Genomic DNA, 16,810 nt, shown 5'->3' with positions numbered 1-16,810 from the left:
TTAACCGCCTTCCCACTTGTAGCCGATGCCCCACAACGTCTTAATATATCGCGGTTCAGACGGGTTATCTTCAATTTTGTCTCGTAGTCTGCTCATATGTACATTAATGACATTCTCATCTCCGTAGTAGTCGTCATTCCATACCTGGCTGTAGATATGCGCCTTCGTATAGACACGATTCGGATGCGCGGCGAACAGCTTGAGAATTTCAAATTCTTTGGAAGTCAGCTTGATCGGCTCATGATTCTTGAAGACCGCATAATTATTCAGATCGATCCGCAAATCACCCATCATGAGTATCTGCTGCTCAGGCTCCGCCTTTGGCTCGATGCTCGCATACTGGGTCGCACGCCGAATAATCGCTTTAATTCTCGCAGACAATTCAATCATCGAGAAAGGCTTCGCAATATAATCGTCAGCTCCGAACCCGAGTCCTAACGCCTTATCAATATCGCCATCCTTCGCGGACATAATGAGAATAGGAACGAGGCTATGAACCCGAATCCGCCTGATCACTTCCATACCATCAACCTTTGGCATCATGAGATCCACCAGTACTAGATCAAATTCCCCCTGTGCTTGCTCGAATTTCGCTAACCCTTCTTCCCCATCCCCAGCAACAGTAACGGTATAACCTTCCTTGATCAAATAATTCTCGACCATCTCCACAATCGCTTGGTCATCTTCAATAATAAATACAGAATTCTTCATCGCGAACGACCCTCCCTACCCCATGCTAATCTTATCCATTCATTTAGTATATCAAAATATCCCACAAAGTGGGGCTTTGGCTTCGAGACGAAAACATCTGAAATCTTATCTAACAAAAAACAGGGACATGTCATAATCAACATGTCCCTGCTATTTATCATGAAATCTTATAACACTTCCGCAATTTGCGGGAATGATTCTTGTACAAAACGCTCAATCTCTTCAGCCGTCTGCATATCAAGAGCTTTTGCTGCTACTTTCTTCGCATCAGCCAAGGAAATCTTGCTCATCAATACCCGTGCAGGCAATATGGAGCTTGCACTCATTGAGAACTCATCAAGCCCAAGTCCGAGCAAGAGCGGAACCGCGACCGGATTCCCTGCCATCTCGCCGCACATGCCAACCCATTTGCCTTCTCGGTGTGCATTCTCGATGACCATACGAATTAGGCGAAGCACCGAAGGATTCATCGGCTGCGTTAAATGCGATACCTTCTCGTTCATCCGGTCAGCCGCCATCGTATATTGCACGAGGTCATTCGTACCGATACTGAAGAAATCCGCTTCTTTCGCGAGTTGATCCGATACGAGTACAGCTGCTGGAATTTCGATCATAATGCCAACTTCAAGCTCTTTATTATAAGCAACACCTGCTGCATCGAGTTCTGCCTTCACTTCTGCCAAAATCGCATTCGCTGCACGAAGTTCAACGATCGTTGCAATCATCGGATACATGATCTTCACATTACCGAAGGCACTCGAACGAAGAATAGCACGAAGCTGGGTCTTGAACATTTCTTGCTCATCCAAGCACAAGCGAATCGCACGGTAACCTAAGAATGGATTCATTTCCTTCGGCAGTTCAAGATAATCAAGCTCTTTATCACCACCGATATCAAGCGTACGAATTACAATGGGATGATCCTTGCCGAATGTCTCAGCGACTTCTTTATAGGCTGCGAATTGCTCTTCTTCCGTCGGGAAGTTCGGGCGGCCCATGTACAAAAATTCGGTGCGGAACAAGCCGATGCCTTCTGCGCCATTCTTATGCGCATTGTGTGCATCCCCAGGGTTCCCAATGTTCGCAACAAGCTCAACTTGATGGCCATCAGATGTTATTGAAGCTGCATTCAGATAGTTCTTGAATTCGGATTTACGCTTCTCGAAGTTCACTTTCTTCGCTTCGTATTCTGCGATTTGCTCCGCCGTCGGCTTCACAATCATATCACCTGTCGTACCGTCAAGAATGACCATATCTCCGTCTTGAAGACGTTCCGTAACATCCTTCAAGCCAACAACCGCAGGAATTTCCATTGATCTCGCCATAATCGCGGAGTGTGATGTTCTTCCTCCGATGTTCGTTGCGAATCCTGCAACACGATCACGGTCCAATTGTGCGGAATCGGAAGGCGTCAAGTCATCCGTAATAAGGACAACCGGCTCTTCGAAATCCGATAACGATGTCTGCTTCACACCGGTTAACAGGTTGAGCAGTCGTCTGCTGAGATCGCGGAAATCGGCTGCGCGCTCTTTCATATACTCATTATCCATACTTTCGAAGAAGGTTACGAGCTCTTCTGTCACTTCAGCAAGGGATGCTTCCGCATTGATCGATTTCTCTTCGATCAATTCTTTGGTACGACCTACAAATTCATCATCATGCAGGACAAGAATGTGCGATTCGAAGATCTCAGCTTGCTCCTCGCCCATCTTGACGCGTGCTTGCTCTTGAATTTCTTTGACTTGTTCGATCGCTTGTTTGACAATTTCCGAGAAACGTACGACCTCTGCCTTTGCTTCTGCTGCCGATAGTGTTCTACGCTCGATTTTGACACCGGTGTCTTTCATAACGAACGCAGGCCCGATTGCGTAGCCAGGTGCTGCAGCAATACCTTTTAAATTCATTGCTATTTCCCCTTTTCAGGCTTATTCAAAAACAGTCTCGAGCACTTCGCCTACAGCTTGCAATGCTTCAACTTCGCCGTCTCCATCGGTAATCACTGTCACCTGATCGTTTTGTTTAAGTCCCAATTTCAGAAGTCCTACCATCCCTTTAGCACTTACGCGTGTGCCGTCAGCTTTCTCAATCTCAACTTTGCAAGCAAATTGGCTTGCTTTCTTCAAGATCGCGCCAGCGGGTCTTGCGTGAACACCTGTAGGGTTTTTGATTGTAAATGTTTGTTGTTGCATATTGTTCCACTCCTTTTATGTTTAAGTCCACATGTTGTTTTCTCTTTTTATTTACAAGCCAAGGGTGATCAGCAAGCCTAGAGGCTAACGGAATCACCCATGATTTATCCTATTGTATGGTTTCTCTGATGTGGCTTGTTCACTATTCTACAGTTTATTGATTTCATCTTTCAACATTTCGGACTGCGTCCCAAATACGACCTGAACGGCACCGCCGCCAAGGCGCATAACACCGGCTGCACCTAATTTTTTAAGTTCAGCATCGTTCACTTGCTTATCATCTTTTACGACAAGACGTAAGCGTGTGATACATGCATCCGTGCTGACAATGTTCTCTTTACCGCCAAGATTGCCCAGAACTTTTACAGCTTTTTCAGACAATGGCGTCTTACCGCTTACTGGCGCATCATCTGTTTCTGTAACATCGTCATCTTCGCGACCAGGTGTCTTCAAGTTCAACTTCACGATCAAGATGCGGAACAAGAAGTAGTACACCAGGAAGAATACGATACCGACTGGAATTAAACGCAATGGATTCGTGGACAACTGGTAGTTAACCAAATAGTCGATTAATCCGGCTGAGAATCCGAATCCAAGCTTCACATCAAGCATGTACATCACGACACCGGCTACACCAGACAGAATGGCATGCACAACATATAGAACTGGCGCAATGAACATAAATGCGAACTCAATCGGCTCTGTAATCCCTGTCAAGAATGAAGCAAAAGCAAGTCCTACGAATGTAGAAGCAACGAGTTTTCTTTTCTCCGGTTTTGCTGTGTGAATAAACGCTAGGGCAGCACCCGGAAGTGCGAACATCATGATTGGGAAGAAGCCTGTCATGAACATCCCTGCTGTTTTGTCTCCAGCGAAGAAGCGGTGCAAGTCACCACGAACAACTTCGCCCGCTGCGTTCGTAAAGTCACCGATCTGGAACCATACGATGGAGTTGATAATATGGTGTAATCCGAATGGTACAAGCAACCGGTTCGCTAGACCATATACGCCTGCGCCTATTGCTCCAAGGCTAACGATCCAACGCCCGAAATCATCAAGTGCAAGCTGAACAGGTCCCCAGATAAGACCAAATACAATACCCACGATAACCATCGTAAGCGATGTAATAATTGGAACGAACCGCTTACCGCTGAAGAATCCTAACCAGTCCGGTAGCTTAATGTTGTGGTATTTGTTATAGAAGTACGCTGCGATACCCCCGGCGATAATACCGCCGATAACACCCATATCGAGCTTCGTATCTTTACCGATGAACGTGAATGCTCCTGGCATTTTGCTTAGAACATTCGTAAGTACAAGGTGCGAAATAACCGCAGCGAGCGCAGCAACTGCGTCGCCTGCAAAGCCGATCGCTACCCCGATCGCGAAGATGAGCGGCAAGTTATCAAAAATTGCTGAGCCGCCGGCCGCGAGGAAAGGAGCAATGTATTGGTTAATGAATCCCCCAACCGAGTCTCCCATATGGAAATCTTTAATGTAATCGACATTACCGAACCGGAGTAAAATGGCTGCTGCTGGAAGCGTTGCCACCGGAAGCATCAAGGACTTACCAATTCTTTGCAAGAATGCAAGCATGAAACGTAACCTCCTGAAAATTAAATTTAAGGCTGCTTTGTTACTTCTTCACTTCAACATCTAGAACCGTGTTGTCCCCTGCCTTTACTTCCCCCGTATGCTTCGTCAATTGCTCGACTACTTCACCGTTCGCCATAATCACAGGCGTAATCACGGGATACCCTTTGGATTCAATAAACGCCATATCGAACTCGATCAAAGGCTGTCCTTGCTTGACAACATCCCCTGTCTTGATCAATGGCTTGAATCCTTCGCCTTTCAATTGCACTGTATTAACACCGATGTGCATGAGCACCTCTACACCTGAATCATGACCAACAATGCACGCATGATGCGTATCAATCAAATGTGCAACGATACCGTCACATGGTGACACGAGAACACCATTTGTTGGCTTTATAGCAACGCCGTCACCTAGAAGCGCTTCAGCAAATGCCGGATCCGGCACTTCACTTAGTGACACCGATGTTCCTGTTAAAGGAGAAACCAAAGATACAATTGTTTTTTTCTTTTTGAAAAACATAAAATCCACCTCTTAAGATAATTTTAGGTCCTTGTGTAGCATGCCCCAAAAAGAGCACAAAAAAAGCATGAGTTAAGGAGAAAGAGGGTATTAGAACACTCTTGTCTCACTTAGCTCATGCCTATCACTAGTCGCACGCTAAATAACACAATATTATGGACTTGGGAAGTAAGAATGCTACGAATTCAATGATTCCGCTTACTTCTCGTTATAGTCTGTATTATAGGACAGGATTCTGAGTACGTCAACGACAAAAAACGATCCATTATCTTACAATTCGTCATAAATCGTCATTAAACGACAATATTCATAGAGTTTATCGTTGAATCGGTTTTCCATAATGCTGAAATAAACGATACAAATGCATTACCAAGTATCCGATTTCATCCTCTGATACGGTTACACCAAGATTCGCTTCCATCATGAGCGCAATTTTCTTCCCTAAGGTATACTCATCCTTCAGTGTTTCACGAAGTTGGGTCGCAAATGGATTCGGTGACTTCTGCCCTTCGGTTAGCCGTTCAATGGCAAAGCGCAGATGGGTAATCAGTCTTATGTAATCGAGACTATCTCGCGGCACCTTAAATCCACGTTCTGCTTCAATCATGGCAACAGCTTCTTGGATCAAATGGGTCCATTTCACAATATTGCCGACCGATATATGACATACGGCGGACTGAATGTGCATGGCTAGAAATCCAACTTCGGTCTCAGGGATCTCGATATTGAACTTCTTCTCGATCAAGACTGCTGCTTTCTTCGCCAAGGCGAATTCTCGCGAGTGCAGCGCTTGAATCTCATAAATAAATGGATTTGCGATATCGATGTTATTCTCAAGTCGATACAACGCAAATTGAATATGACTCGGAAGCGCAATGAAAATCTGCTCATTCAGCGAGGTGTCGAATTCGTCTCCAATCATGGAGATGATTTCTTGTGAGACGTCAAGCACTTTCGGATCAACTTGTTCCGTTAATGCTCTGAATTGATTGCGCGAATCGGAACTAGCGAGATTAAATTTCTTCTCGATGCGAGGGTCTGAAGGAAGCACTAACATGCCGGCTTTTGCACCAAATCCGAGCCCTTTGCCCATGAGGACGAGCTCACTATCGGATTTCTCTATGGATACCAATATGGCGTTGTTACTAATCACCCGTTGAATGAGATATGCGGCTGATTCGCTCATTATTTCCCTCACCCTTTTTCGATCATCATTTATTTGTCCTCATTGTAGGGGCGAGCCCACACCTGCGTCAATGAATATTATTTCGGATCCGATTTGGCCTTCAGCCATTTCGGTGCTCCCGCATTCTTACGATCACGATCACGGTCTTGTTTAGGCTTAGATGGGAGCGGCTTAGCAGGCGATTTCACCGCTGCCTTCTTCACAGGTGCCTTCGTTTTCGTTACCGGAAATTGGCGATTTGATGCCTCCATTGAACTCGCTGCTTCCGGATTGAATACTTTCCCTTGATACATTGATTGGGGTTCAATCACAATATCCAGCTGACGCATGAATTTCTCTATGATGAACATTTCACGAGGGGTAACAATTGAAATCGCGATCCCTTTTTGCCCCATACGTCCAGTACGCCCAACGCGATGCACATAATGCTCACTGCTAATTGGCAGGTCAAAATTAATGACCATCGGGAGCTCTTTAATATCCAGCCCACGCGCAGCAACATCCGTTGCAAGCAATAATTGAATCCGGCCTTCCCGGAACCGTCGAAGCACATTCATCCGCTCTTGTTTGTTCGCTTCTCCGTATAGCGGCTCAACAGACAATCCCACAAATTGCAGCTTCGCAATCCACTCCGCAATCGATTCGATTTCGTTCACGAATACAATCGCGGATTTGGGCTTGTATGATCTTACAATCCGGCGAAGCGTGTCAATCTTATTCCGTTCTTCCGTCTCAAAATAGAAGTGGGACAAAGTCGACGAAGTCTTCTGCTCCGGCTTAATCCCGATTTCCACGGGTTCATTCATCCATGCGTCCGCAATATTTCGTACTTCTTCCGGCATCGTTGCTGAGAAGAACAGTAATTGTCGATCACGAAGGGCCGACTTGAATATGGCTTCCGTATCGCCCGCTGCACCTAGCTTGAACATTTGATCCACTTCATCGACAGTAATTGTACGGACTTCGTGCATTTTAAGTTTGCGCATCCCAATGAGTTCAAGCACGCGCCCTGGTGTTCCGACAATAAATTGCGGATGGAGTCTTAATTTCTCGATCTGTCTTTTGCTTGCTGCCCCGCCGATTAGAGATTGTACTGTAATGCCAAGCGACTCTCCGTACATCTCGGCTTCGCGGAAAATTTGCATTGCGAGCTCCTGTGTTGGGGCAAGAACAAGGGCTTGTACCTGTTTGAGCGCTGGATCAATCCGCTGCAGCATAGGCAGCAAATAAGCAAGTGTCTTACCTGTTCCTGTCTGGGACTGCGCGATCAAGTCTTTACCTTCAAGGGCAACTGGAATTGCCTCTTGTTGGATGGGTGAAGGCGTCTCGATTCGTTCTGCGAGCAATCGCTCGACGAGCCTAGCGTCAATATGTAAATCTGTAAATGAAGTTGTCATGGTCTAGCATTTCCTTTCTTTGGCCCATTGGGCATTTGTATGGTACACTGAGATGCAGTTATTATCATTTATTGGAAAGGGGGTTCTATCGATGGATCAAGCCTTTATGGAACAGTTCGATGGCCTGCTCGAAAAATACGCTGAACTGCTATTAGGTGATAACTCACCAGAACAAGTGGAGAAGATTAAAATTTGGGCCCTCTACAGCCATATGCATAAGACGATGCCGAACCTTACACAACACTGGACAGCGAGTCATCCTGAGGCTAAAGCAGCTGTTCGCGCTCTCTTCGAAGAGGTGAAGCAGTTGAATGAGGCGCACCGAGCTAAGGCAAAGCCGAAGCAGGAACCTTAGGGCTTCTGCTTCGTTACCGTTATTTCTTGTTGATTAGCCGGTAAGCCAACTTATCCGCAAGTCTTGGGAACAGTTGATACAGCTTAATCCCGATGGCTGCAGCGAACGGTAAATTCACTTCTGCTTTTCGCTTCGGAATCGCTTTTATTATTGTGTTCACGACTTGCTCAGGTTTTAACAAGAACATTTTAACATTATTGACGTAGGTCCCGCTCGGGTCTGCCTTCTCAAAAAACGGAGTATCAATAGGTCCCGGATTAATCGCCGTTACACCTATGTTCTTGCCGACCATTTCTTGCCGCAGCGCATTCGTTAAGCCCAGTACGGCGTGCTTTGTCGCGTTATAGGCGCTTGATTTGGCAGTACCGATCTTACCTGCGAGCGATGCGATATTCACGATATGGCCTTGCCCTGCGGTCAACATATGCGGGAGCACGGCTTTGGTACAACGGACGATCCCCATATAATTGACATCCATCATCGCGTTGAACTCCGCTGTATCCGTATCCAGGAAAGATTGAAACACACCGTATCCAGCATTATTAATCAAGATATCGATGCGTCCAAATTCAGAGATGATCGATTCCACCGCGTCATTCACTTGTTGCTCATCCGTTACATCCATCGGGATCACATGGCATCGTCCTGAGATTTGCGACCGCAGCGCCATAAGGCGTTCTGTAGAGCGTGCAGTTAAAATCGGAATGGCTCCGAAATCCGCAAGCTTCTGTGCGGTTAATGCACCAATCCCACTGGAAGCTCCTGTTATCAGCACGATTTTGTCTTGGTACGTATACACCGTAACACTCTCCTTCTATGTTGCGATGATTTGAAAAATCCCCACAAAACTTTCTTTACGAAAAAAGAATAGCCCCGTAAGCGGAGCTATATCGATTCGAAATTCATTATGTATTCACGAAGCTGCATCGTTGCTACTTCTGTTATCCAACAAGTACCTGAATATCTAAATGCCCGATCCCTTCCATCATGAGCGGAACCGTTAAGGCCTGTTTAGCTTTGAAATGTCCTGCAGCTGATTGTACCACTTTCGGCGGGGTAATATCAACTTTTACGCCTTGGTTAAATAAAATCGTACTTGCATTGCCGCTAATCATATTCCCGAGTTCCGAGATCGCACTATGTCCCATCTCATCGAGCTCCGTCAAGACGAAGCCGCCCATCATCGCTGAGACGATCTTCAGGGCTACAGACTCATGTAGACCAAAGACAATATTCCCATTCATCTGTCCTGTCATCCCGATTTCAATCCATATATATTGATCGAAGAACTGAACTTCTTTTATTTGAAGTTGGCCAGTCGTGGGGCGAATCTGTATCAATTGTTCAATTACATTACGAGCTGCATCCAAAAACGGATTAATATATTCCGCTTTCATGAATAGATTCTCCTCTATAGTTCGACATATATTTATTTCATTCGACATTATTCATTCTAATTCTACGATAAATGATTGACTACATTATACGTCATGCGTCTTAAAAAATCACCTCAAAAATATACTTTTTTTGGTATTTCCGAACGATGCCTCCTTCATCTCGTAGTCATTTGGGCCGATACACGTACAAATTCAACTAGTTCTATACGATTATATCGGTATTCGGTACAATAATTTTATACTTAGGAAGAAAGTTTCATAGTGTAACATTTGTGCAGAAGGATGTGAGAAATCTTGCCTAACATTTGGACTCATTTTATTTTTGGTGAAGAAGTATTGAAAGATGCTGATCTTACAGCGATGATCACACGTCCAGAGGATCTTCGAATGTTCCGCATGGGCTGTCAGGGCCCGGATTTTCTGTTCTATCATCACTTTTTGCCGTGGCAAAAAGATAAGACGATGAATGATGTCGGTTCTGTGATGCATAACGAGCATTGCGGTCCGGTGATTATGGATCTGATCGAAGGTGTCGCCCATCGGGCGCTGCAAGACCCCGCCGTTATTTATGTTCTTGGCTTTGTCCTGCACCATGTACTCGATCGGAATATGCACCCTTATGTGTTCTATCGTTCGGGATTCAAGAAATGGGACCATCAGCGGTTCGAGATCTGGATGGATACACTGGTCGTACAGAACAAGCTAGGGCTTGAGACATGGCGGACGCCGGTATGGAAGGAGTTCGAGACTGGCGGGAAGTTCCCGGATGGCATTGTCGATTTGTTCGAGCAAGTCACGGCGCGTTATTACCCCGAGCTTGCGAAGCGTGTTCGCCGTGAAGCGTGGGAAGAAGCCAATCGGCATATGACGGCTGCGCAGCGGCTCTTCCATGATCCAACAGGGCTCAAACGGCTGCTGACCTTCGGTCAGATTGAGCCGTTCGTCTTCAAGCGGCCAAGCAAGCCGCTTGATATCTTGAACGAGTCGCGCGAGCCATGGCGCGACCCGACAGGCCGAGACGCCTCGTATACGACGAGCGTCTGGGACATGTGGGCCGCCGCACGCGAAGATGCCGCGGCTGTGGTTGGCGCTGCCGCCGCCTATTGGGCGGCTGTGCGCGAAGACGGCGCCGCGAGCGCAGCTGCGGCAGAGGCGCGAGAGCGATTGGCCAGCGTCGTGGCCAACCGCTCTTATGAACATGGCGAGCCGTGTGACAGCGGCTTGCAAATTATCGTGGCAGACCCCATCATCTGATGGGGGGCTGTCCACGACACACCAAGGGCTGCCTCCATTCGGGGCAGCCCTCATCTTTATGCCTTGGCTTCGTTAAGCCCCTTCGCCAGGTTCACCCGCGTCAGCATGATGATGCCGACGATGAAGAAGACCAGCAAGGACAGAATTGCGAGACGCGCAGAGCCTGTGAGCAGCGTGACAAGTCCGAACAGCGCTGGACCAAGCGATGCCGATACTTTGTCCGAGAGGCTCAGGAAGCCGAAGAACTCCGATGTACGGCCCGCCGGAACCAGCTTGCTATAAATGGACCGAGCAATCGACTGGCTTCCTCCCTGCACCATCCCTACGACGAATGCGAGCATATAGAAATGTAATGCATTCGTCATGAAATAGCCTAAGAACACAACCAATACATAAATACATAATGACATATAGAGTGCACGCTTCGAACCGATCTTCGAAGCCATTTTACCGAATAAGAACGTAAATGGAATTCCTACAAATTGCGTAATCAGCAGCGCAATGATTAAATGACTCGTGCCAATTCCAATCGTCTTCCCATAGATCGTCGCCATACTGATAATGGTCGAGATCCCATCATTGAAGAACCAAAATGCGACTAAATATTTCAGCAGCTCCGGGTATTGCCGAATGTGTCTGAACGTCGTAAAGACACGGCGGAACCCTTCTTTTGCATAGAAGCTCACGGGTTGCTTGCTCTCTGCTCCCTTATCCTTCACATGGCGGAAGATAGGTAACGAGAAGAGAAACCACCAGAGTGCTACCGTCACGAATACCGCTTGCGTAGCCACGAGTTTATTGGGGAAGCCGACTTTGTCCCACATCTCGAGCATCACGATATTCACCGCGAGCAGTACGCCGCCTCCAATATATCCGAACATATAGCCTTTTGCAGAAATTTCATCTCGCTGATCCAGCGGGGCAACATCGGTCAAGATCGAATCATAGAACGTATTACCACCGGAGAATCCGATCACCCCGAGAATATAGCAGACCGAGACGAATAGATACGTCCCATTTCCCGTAAAAGCCATCAATAAACATGCAAGTACGCCCATATAGGCGAATACGCGAAGAAACCGAACCTTACTTCGAGAAGAATCCGCAATTGCACCAAGAATTGGCGAGATCACAGCCACGATAATCATTGCAATCGTCTGGGTGAAGCCCCAGTAGCTTGTTGCAAGATGTTCCGGCAGATTGCTAGCAGCGACCGTTAAATAATAGATCGGAAGCACCGCGGCCATCATCGTTGTCGCAAATGCTGAGTTGGCCCAATCATACATCATCCAACTGCGCACAATTTTTCGATTCAAATAAGAACCCTCCTTTTGAAATATGTAACTCCACTGCCATGGAACATAAACCTATTTTTTTCGACAAACACCCCCTGCTTTCCTCCTTGCTGACTTGCCCAATATTGATCATTGCTGAAAGTTCACCTATAATGTGAAATAAACCTTTAATTAGATCGTCTAATGTTGAACATATATTTTTACAGCCAAGGAGGGATTCTGTGAACATCAGTCAACTTGAGACACTCATTACCATTTCCAAGACGACGAGCTTTCGCAAAGCAGGGGAGCTGCTGAATTTAACGCAACCCGCTGTGTCCGCACAAATCAAAAGCTTAGAAGATGAATTCAAGACCGTGTTAATCGATCGGAACCAGCCCGTCACACTCACCGATCAAGGCCACGTCTTTCTTGATCATGCAGAGCGTATTCTGAAGATTGTCGCAGAATTGAAGCAGCGTCTGAGTGATCTGAGTAATATTCCACAAGGTCATATTACGATCGGCACCACAACCTCCATCGCGATTCAAATTTTACCGCGCGTTCTCTCTTATTTTCAGAACCAATACCCGCTTATCAAAACTTCAATCTTAACGATGTCTTCCGCGCAGATTATGGCGCAAGTGGAGAATGGGACCGTCGATATCGGCATCGGTTACTTATCGGAGAGTACACCGAACCTGAAGTCCAGTGTATTGTACTATGACACCTTCGAACTTGTCGTTTCACCTAGCCACCCCTTGGGTACACTAAAGCACACGACCGTTGAAGCATTGCGTGATGTTCCGTTCATCGTCTTATCTCCTGACACGGTCGGCCGCCGATTTGCAGATCAAGTCTTTAAAAATTACAACATTCAACCACATATCGTGATGGAATTATCCAGTAGTGAAGAGATCAAACGGATGGTAGAGCTCAATCTCGGTGCCGCAGTGATCTCGAAGCTATCGATCGGAAGCGAGCTGCGACGCGGTACCTTGAAAATGATCAAAGTCAGTGAATTTGAGACTGCACATCCTGTCGGTGTCGTCTATAAATCCGGCAAATATTTAAATTCGGCTATGCAGCAATTTCTCAGCGACTTAAAAGGCATGCCTGAAACCCAATTTATCAGTTCAGAGTAAGGAGCGTAACCAGATGACTACGAAATTTGATTTGCATACACATCATTTTCGCTGCGGGCATGCGGATGGCAATATTGAAGACTATATCCAAGCGGGTATCCAAGCCGGGCTTCAAGTCATTGGAATTTCGGATCACTCGCCTTACTTCGGCAGCCCCGAAGATCAAGCTCAACCCCGCATTGCGATGGCAAAGAGCGAATTTGCGAACTATATTCATGAGGTGCTGCGACTTAAGACGAAATATGAGGGGCAAATTGATGTCCTGCTCGGCGTCGAATCGGATTTTTTCCCGGAACACGCCTCTCTCTATCAACAAATATATGCAGAATACCCCTTTGACTATGTAATCGGTTCTGTTCACCAGACGGAGGGCGTAAGTATATTTAACAAAAATCGTTGGAAGGGCCTAACGACGGCACGGATGATCGAAGCGAAGAACATTTATTACGGCATGATCCGAGATTCTGCATCAAGTGGGATGTTCCAAATCCTTGGTCACATCGATGCGATGAAAGGTAATTATCCTGAATTTTCTAACATTGAAGCGCATACGGCGATTGATGAGACACTCCGAGTAATCGGTGAGAGCGGTATTGCCATCGAAATCAATACATCGGGGAAAACAAAGCTGAGCGGCGGTTGGTATCCATCGGATGATATCCTTGAACGTGCCCTGTTCCATCACGTGGATGTTACCTTCGGCTCTGATGCACACGTCCCAAGCCGTGTTGGTGACGAATGGGAACAAGTTCGCGACCGTTTGAAGCAGATCGGATTCACATCGTGGGTCTATTACAAACAGAAGCAGAAGCAAATCGTGCAACTCTAGATCACACCAAAAAAAAAGGAGGACCTGCCACGTTGGTAGGTCCTCAAGTTTATTTATTAAAAGGGGGTCTTGAGTACATCTTACCCCTTCAACATTATGGTCGTATCACAGAACCATTTCATTTGTGTAACAAATGAACAAAGCTGCAAGCCACAGCAGTTTATTGCGCTATTTCCAGGTCTGATTCTCTTACGGCTTTCGTCGTTGCATGCGAGCGGTTCACGATAATAATACCGGAGACCACGCTTGCTAGTGCTAGAACAACCCAAATGTGTATCGTCTCGCCAAGAATGATGGAAGACAAGATTACGCCGAATACTGGAATCAGGAAAAGGTACATTGAGACTTTCCCGACTTTATTATATTTCATGACCATATTCCAGAGTCCGAACGCCGCAGCCGAGACGAACGCAAGATAGATGAAGATGATCCCTGTCTTCATATCGAAATGAAACGGCATGAATCCTGTACGAACGACACCGATCGCCGCAAGGCCTAGCCCCCCGATCAGCATTTGCTTCGCGGTAAGTTCAAGCACAGATACTCTGCCCGATTCGTGCCGCGCGAGCACATTCCCGAACGCACCGAAGGCAGCAGATAAGAGTAAGCAAATCTCACCGAACCCGAATTGGAAATGCAATCCGCTCTGCGTGAATCCGACGGCAAATACACCCACGAATCCAAGGAACAAGCCCGTAATCTTAGCTGATGTGAACGGTTCATTCCGGTACATCGCTTGCGCGAATAACATTTGGAAGAATGAAGCCGAACCCGATATAATCGCCCCTTGAATCCCAGACGAATGCATCAGACCGATATAGAAGAATAGGTATTGTAAGAAGGTCTGTACAAGTGCAAGCCGAGAGAGACGCCATACACTTAACTTCCCCGTAAACTCATTCGCCTGCTGACTGCCTGCTGATTTCCCGATGGAAGCGAGCTTTAGCAGCAAATATAACAATAAACCTGCGAGTGCGAATCGATAGCCCGCAAATATGAGCTGCTCGAACACATCTTGCTTCGAAATTTGAAGCTCCACATAGCTTAATTTCACAAAGGGAACAGCACTGCCCCAGAGTAATGTTGCAGCAACAGAGCTGACGATAATACCGATTGGATGCGTAAACCAACTTTTTGCTTTCACAGGATGTTTGCCACCTTTTTGATTGATCCTTGGTGTGACATTAGACACACGTATCCCATTATGCTCCTAATCAGCATGATCATCAACAATTATTTTTCAGCCCATTGCTGCAGCCCACGATACACACCAGTCCGTAGTTCCCGTATGTACATCTCCATCTCTGGCACACCCGCTTCGAGTGCATGCTGCACAGCGAGCTCTATGTCATAGGGTACGCGTACAAGCTGGATAGAGAATGGATCGAGTGCACTTCCGCCCTCCGTGCCTTCCATGATCGCGTAGGATGCTTGGATCATATCCAGTGCATTCCCGACGCTGCCCACATTGAACAGCATCCGGCGCTCCATATGCTGTACATAGACATTGTGAATATCTCCGTAGCCGACAACTTCTGGCTTCGGGTCTTCCTCCAATTTACCTGTCTCCGGTGTGTTGTCGAACATCCCGAGTCTACGTTCCTCACTGTCCCAAGGCTGAACCCGATGGTAGACACTCTGCGGCGAAGCATGGACAAACCGTATCCGTTTCCCACTCATCTCCATGTCATAGCTGAACGGGAGATTCGCTAAGTAATGCAACCTGTCTGCTCCGAGCCGATCCTCATGCCATGTAAATATCTCCTTATCCGTCAGCTGACGCCCGATGAGCTCATCCCAATTGCCACGAATAACGATCTCGCAGCAATCGCGAATCCGATCGACTGCTTCAATGGGATTGGGCCCTTTACCTGCCAAGTCTCCTAGGCAAATAATCCGCTTAATTCCCCGTTTACTAATATCTGCGAGCACGGCTTCCAGTGCAGGCATGTTGCCATGAATATCTGATAGGATAGCAATTCGTTGCACAATAAATCCTCCTTGATTACTGCCTGCGGCTATGTTACTTGCCGCCTTAACGTATGGACCGTAATTTCCGGTCGACATAAGAAGCGGACGGGAAGAAAGGTCATTCCCAGCCCGCGGTTGGTATACACTTTAAATTCCGAATTCGGAAATGTATAGAGGCCGTCCGGGTATTTCTGCCCCATCTCTGGATTCCACTTCACAGGAACGCCCGGAATGCGTACTTGTCCCCCATGACTATGCCCCGATAACTGAAGATCTATCGCATATTTCATGGCCTCATCAGCCAGATCCGGTTCATGTGCTAACAGCAGCGTATAGCAATCCGCTAGGATCCCTTTCACAGCCTCCCTAACATTCGGGAAACCGCCGAACCAATCTTCGAGCCCCGCCACCGCAATTTTTGCACCGCTGCGCACCAGATCTACATGTTGATTTTTGAGCACTCGAAATCCAGCCTGTTCTAAGGCATTCGTCGATTTCGACTCCGGCGCATGACGGAAATCATGATTTCCGAGTACAGCGAACTTCCCAAGCGGTGCATGAAGCTTCTTCAACGCTGGAATAACCTGATCCACTTTTGCAAGCCCATTATCTATCAGATCCCCCGTAAAAAGGATAAGGTCCGCCCGTTCTTCATTCATCTGCTCTACGATGCTAAGAAGCCGCTCCGCATTCATATGATATCCAAAATGTAGATCGCTAAAATGAATTATTCGCAGGTTATGAAACGCCTCCGGCAGCCGGCTGCTATAATGAATCATTCGCTTCCACTCGATCCATCCCGGTTCGATAAACCGCGTATATGTCCCCCCAGCCACTGCCATGCCCAGAAGCGTTAACGCACTCCGCTTCAAGAATGAACGTCGTGTCATCTTTCGCTTGTTCCCCATTTGTCCTCCCGTACACCCATATGCTAACTTATAGTATACCATCTTCATCCAGTCAAAGGAAAATTGAACTATCGG

Annotated in this window: 17 protein-coding genes; 4 read left to right on the top strand and 13 right to left on the bottom strand. The window is 46.9% G+C overall.

Translation table 11 applies throughout. The annotated features are described in order from the left end of the window. The 7 genes from ACFQZR_RS09645 to ACFQZR_RS09615 form a co-directional block, all read right to left on the bottom strand. Positions 1 to 711: a response regulator transcription factor gene (locus tag ACFQZR_RS09645; protein ID WP_379345225.1), complete on the bottom strand. Its 711-nt coding sequence runs from the start codon at positions 709 to 711 to the stop codon at positions 1 to 3. A 167-nt stretch (positions 712 to 878) separates the two neighbouring features. Continuing rightward, positions 879 to 2,621, bottom strand: coding sequence for a phosphoenolpyruvate--protein phosphotransferase (gene ptsP, locus ACFQZR_RS09640; RefSeq protein WP_379348784.1), 1,743 nt, complete (start codon positions 2,619 to 2,621; stop codon positions 879 to 881). Positions 2,622 to 2,636: 15 nt separating this feature from the next. Continuing rightward, positions 2,637 to 2,900 carry an HPr family phosphocarrier protein gene (locus ACFQZR_RS09635; RefSeq protein ID WP_152396886.1) on the bottom strand — a complete coding sequence of 88 codons (264 nt, stop codon included), beginning with the start codon at positions 2,898 to 2,900 and terminating at the stop codon, positions 2,637 to 2,639. A gap of 147 nt (positions 2,901 to 3,047) precedes the next feature. Next, positions 3,048 to 4,496, bottom strand: coding sequence for an N-acetylglucosamine-specific PTS transporter subunit IIBC (gene nagE / locus ACFQZR_RS09630; RefSeq protein ID WP_379345222.1), 1,449 nt, complete (start codon positions 4,494 to 4,496; stop codon positions 3,048 to 3,050). Positions 4,497 to 4,536: 40 nt separating this feature from the next. Beyond that, positions 4,537 to 5,019: a PTS sugar transporter subunit IIA gene (locus tag ACFQZR_RS09625; protein ID WP_379345220.1), complete on the bottom strand. Its 483-nt coding sequence runs from the start codon at positions 5,017 to 5,019 to the stop codon at positions 4,537 to 4,539. Positions 5,020 to 5,335: 316 nt separating this feature from the next. Then, entirely contained in the window at positions 5,336 to 6,205 is an 870-nt protein-coding gene (locus ACFQZR_RS09620) for a PRD domain-containing protein (protein WP_379345217.1), read from the bottom strand. Between the two features lie 77 nt (positions 6,206 to 6,282). Continuing rightward, positions 6,283 to 7,602: a DEAD/DEAH box helicase gene (locus ACFQZR_RS09615; RefSeq protein WP_379345215.1), complete on the bottom strand. Its 1,320-nt coding sequence runs from the start codon at positions 7,600 to 7,602 to the stop codon at positions 6,283 to 6,285. Positions 7,603 to 7,693: 91 nt separating this feature from the next. Between ACFQZR_RS09615 and ACFQZR_RS09610 the strand changes: the two genes are divergently transcribed. Next, positions 7,694 to 7,957 (top strand): YusU family protein, encoded by a 264-nt coding sequence (locus tag ACFQZR_RS09610; protein ID WP_379345213.1) that lies wholly within the window; start codon positions 7,694 to 7,696, stop codon positions 7,955 to 7,957. A gap of 19 nt (positions 7,958 to 7,976) precedes the next feature. Here ACFQZR_RS09610 and ACFQZR_RS09605 read toward each other — a convergent pair whose 3' ends face one another. Then, complete coding sequence (locus tag ACFQZR_RS09605; RefSeq protein ID WP_379345211.1) at positions 7,977 to 8,756, bottom strand: SDR family NAD(P)-dependent oxidoreductase; 780 nt, start codon at positions 8,754 to 8,756, stop codon at positions 7,977 to 7,979. A gap of 142 nt (positions 8,757 to 8,898) precedes the next feature. After that, positions 8,899 to 9,354 carry a chemotaxis protein CheX gene (locus ACFQZR_RS09600; protein WP_379345209.1) on the bottom strand — a complete coding sequence of 152 codons (456 nt, stop codon included), beginning with the start codon at positions 9,352 to 9,354 and terminating at the stop codon, positions 8,899 to 8,901. A 294-nt stretch (positions 9,355 to 9,648) separates the two neighbouring features. Here ACFQZR_RS09600 and ACFQZR_RS09595 point away from each other — a divergent pair, with 294 nt between their 5' ends. Next, a complete protein-coding gene (locus ACFQZR_RS09595) occupies positions 9,649 to 10,608 on the top strand; it encodes a zinc dependent phospholipase C family protein (RefSeq protein ID WP_379345207.1) in 960 nt (319 codons plus the stop codon). 56 nt (positions 10,609 to 10,664) lie between these two features. Here ACFQZR_RS09595 and ACFQZR_RS09590 read toward each other — a convergent pair whose 3' ends face one another. Next, positions 10,665 to 11,924, bottom strand: a complete 1,260-nt coding sequence (locus ACFQZR_RS09590) for an MFS transporter (RefSeq protein WP_379345205.1) — start codon at positions 11,922 to 11,924, stop codon at positions 10,665 to 10,667. A 200-nt stretch (positions 11,925 to 12,124) separates the two neighbouring features. Between ACFQZR_RS09590 and ACFQZR_RS09585 the strand changes: the two genes are divergently transcribed. Together ACFQZR_RS09585 and ACFQZR_RS09580 are read left to right on the top strand one after the other, a co-directional pair. Beyond that, positions 12,125 to 13,027, top strand: coding sequence for a LysR family transcriptional regulator (locus ACFQZR_RS09585; RefSeq protein WP_018758838.1), 903 nt, complete (start codon positions 12,125 to 12,127; stop codon positions 13,025 to 13,027). A 13-nt stretch (positions 13,028 to 13,040) separates the two neighbouring features. Then, positions 13,041 to 13,856 carry a histidinol-phosphatase gene (locus ACFQZR_RS09580; protein ID WP_379345203.1) on the top strand — a complete coding sequence of 272 codons (816 nt, stop codon included), beginning with the start codon at positions 13,041 to 13,043 and terminating at the stop codon, positions 13,854 to 13,856. A gap of 160 nt (positions 13,857 to 14,016) precedes the next feature. On the opposite strand, the gene ACFQZR_RS09575 is transcribed toward ACFQZR_RS09580, so the two are convergent. From ACFQZR_RS09575 to ACFQZR_RS09565, 3 genes are all read right to left on the bottom strand, one after another. After that, a complete protein-coding gene (locus ACFQZR_RS09575; RefSeq protein WP_379345201.1) occupies positions 14,017 to 15,000 on the bottom strand; it encodes a DMT family transporter in 984 nt (327 codons plus the stop codon). Between the two features lie 89 nt (positions 15,001 to 15,089). After that, entirely contained in the window at positions 15,090 to 15,845 is a 756-nt protein-coding gene (locus tag ACFQZR_RS09570; RefSeq protein ID WP_379345199.1) for a metallophosphoesterase family protein, read from the bottom strand. Between the two features lie 29 nt (positions 15,846 to 15,874). Beyond that, positions 15,875 to 16,735: a metallophosphoesterase gene (locus ACFQZR_RS09565; protein WP_379345197.1), complete on the bottom strand. Its 861-nt coding sequence runs from the start codon at positions 16,733 to 16,735 to the stop codon at positions 15,875 to 15,877. Between the last annotated feature and the right edge of the window lie 75 nt (positions 16,736 to 16,810).

The sequence above is a fragment of the Paenibacillus sp. GCM10027629 genome (genome assembly GCF_042676425.1).
Lineage (GTDB): Bacteria > Bacillota > Bacilli > Paenibacillales > Paenibacillaceae > Paenibacillus_K > Paenibacillus_K terrigena.
Note: the sequence above shows the minus strand (reverse complement) of the source record. Positions and strands in the feature narration are given on the sequence as shown.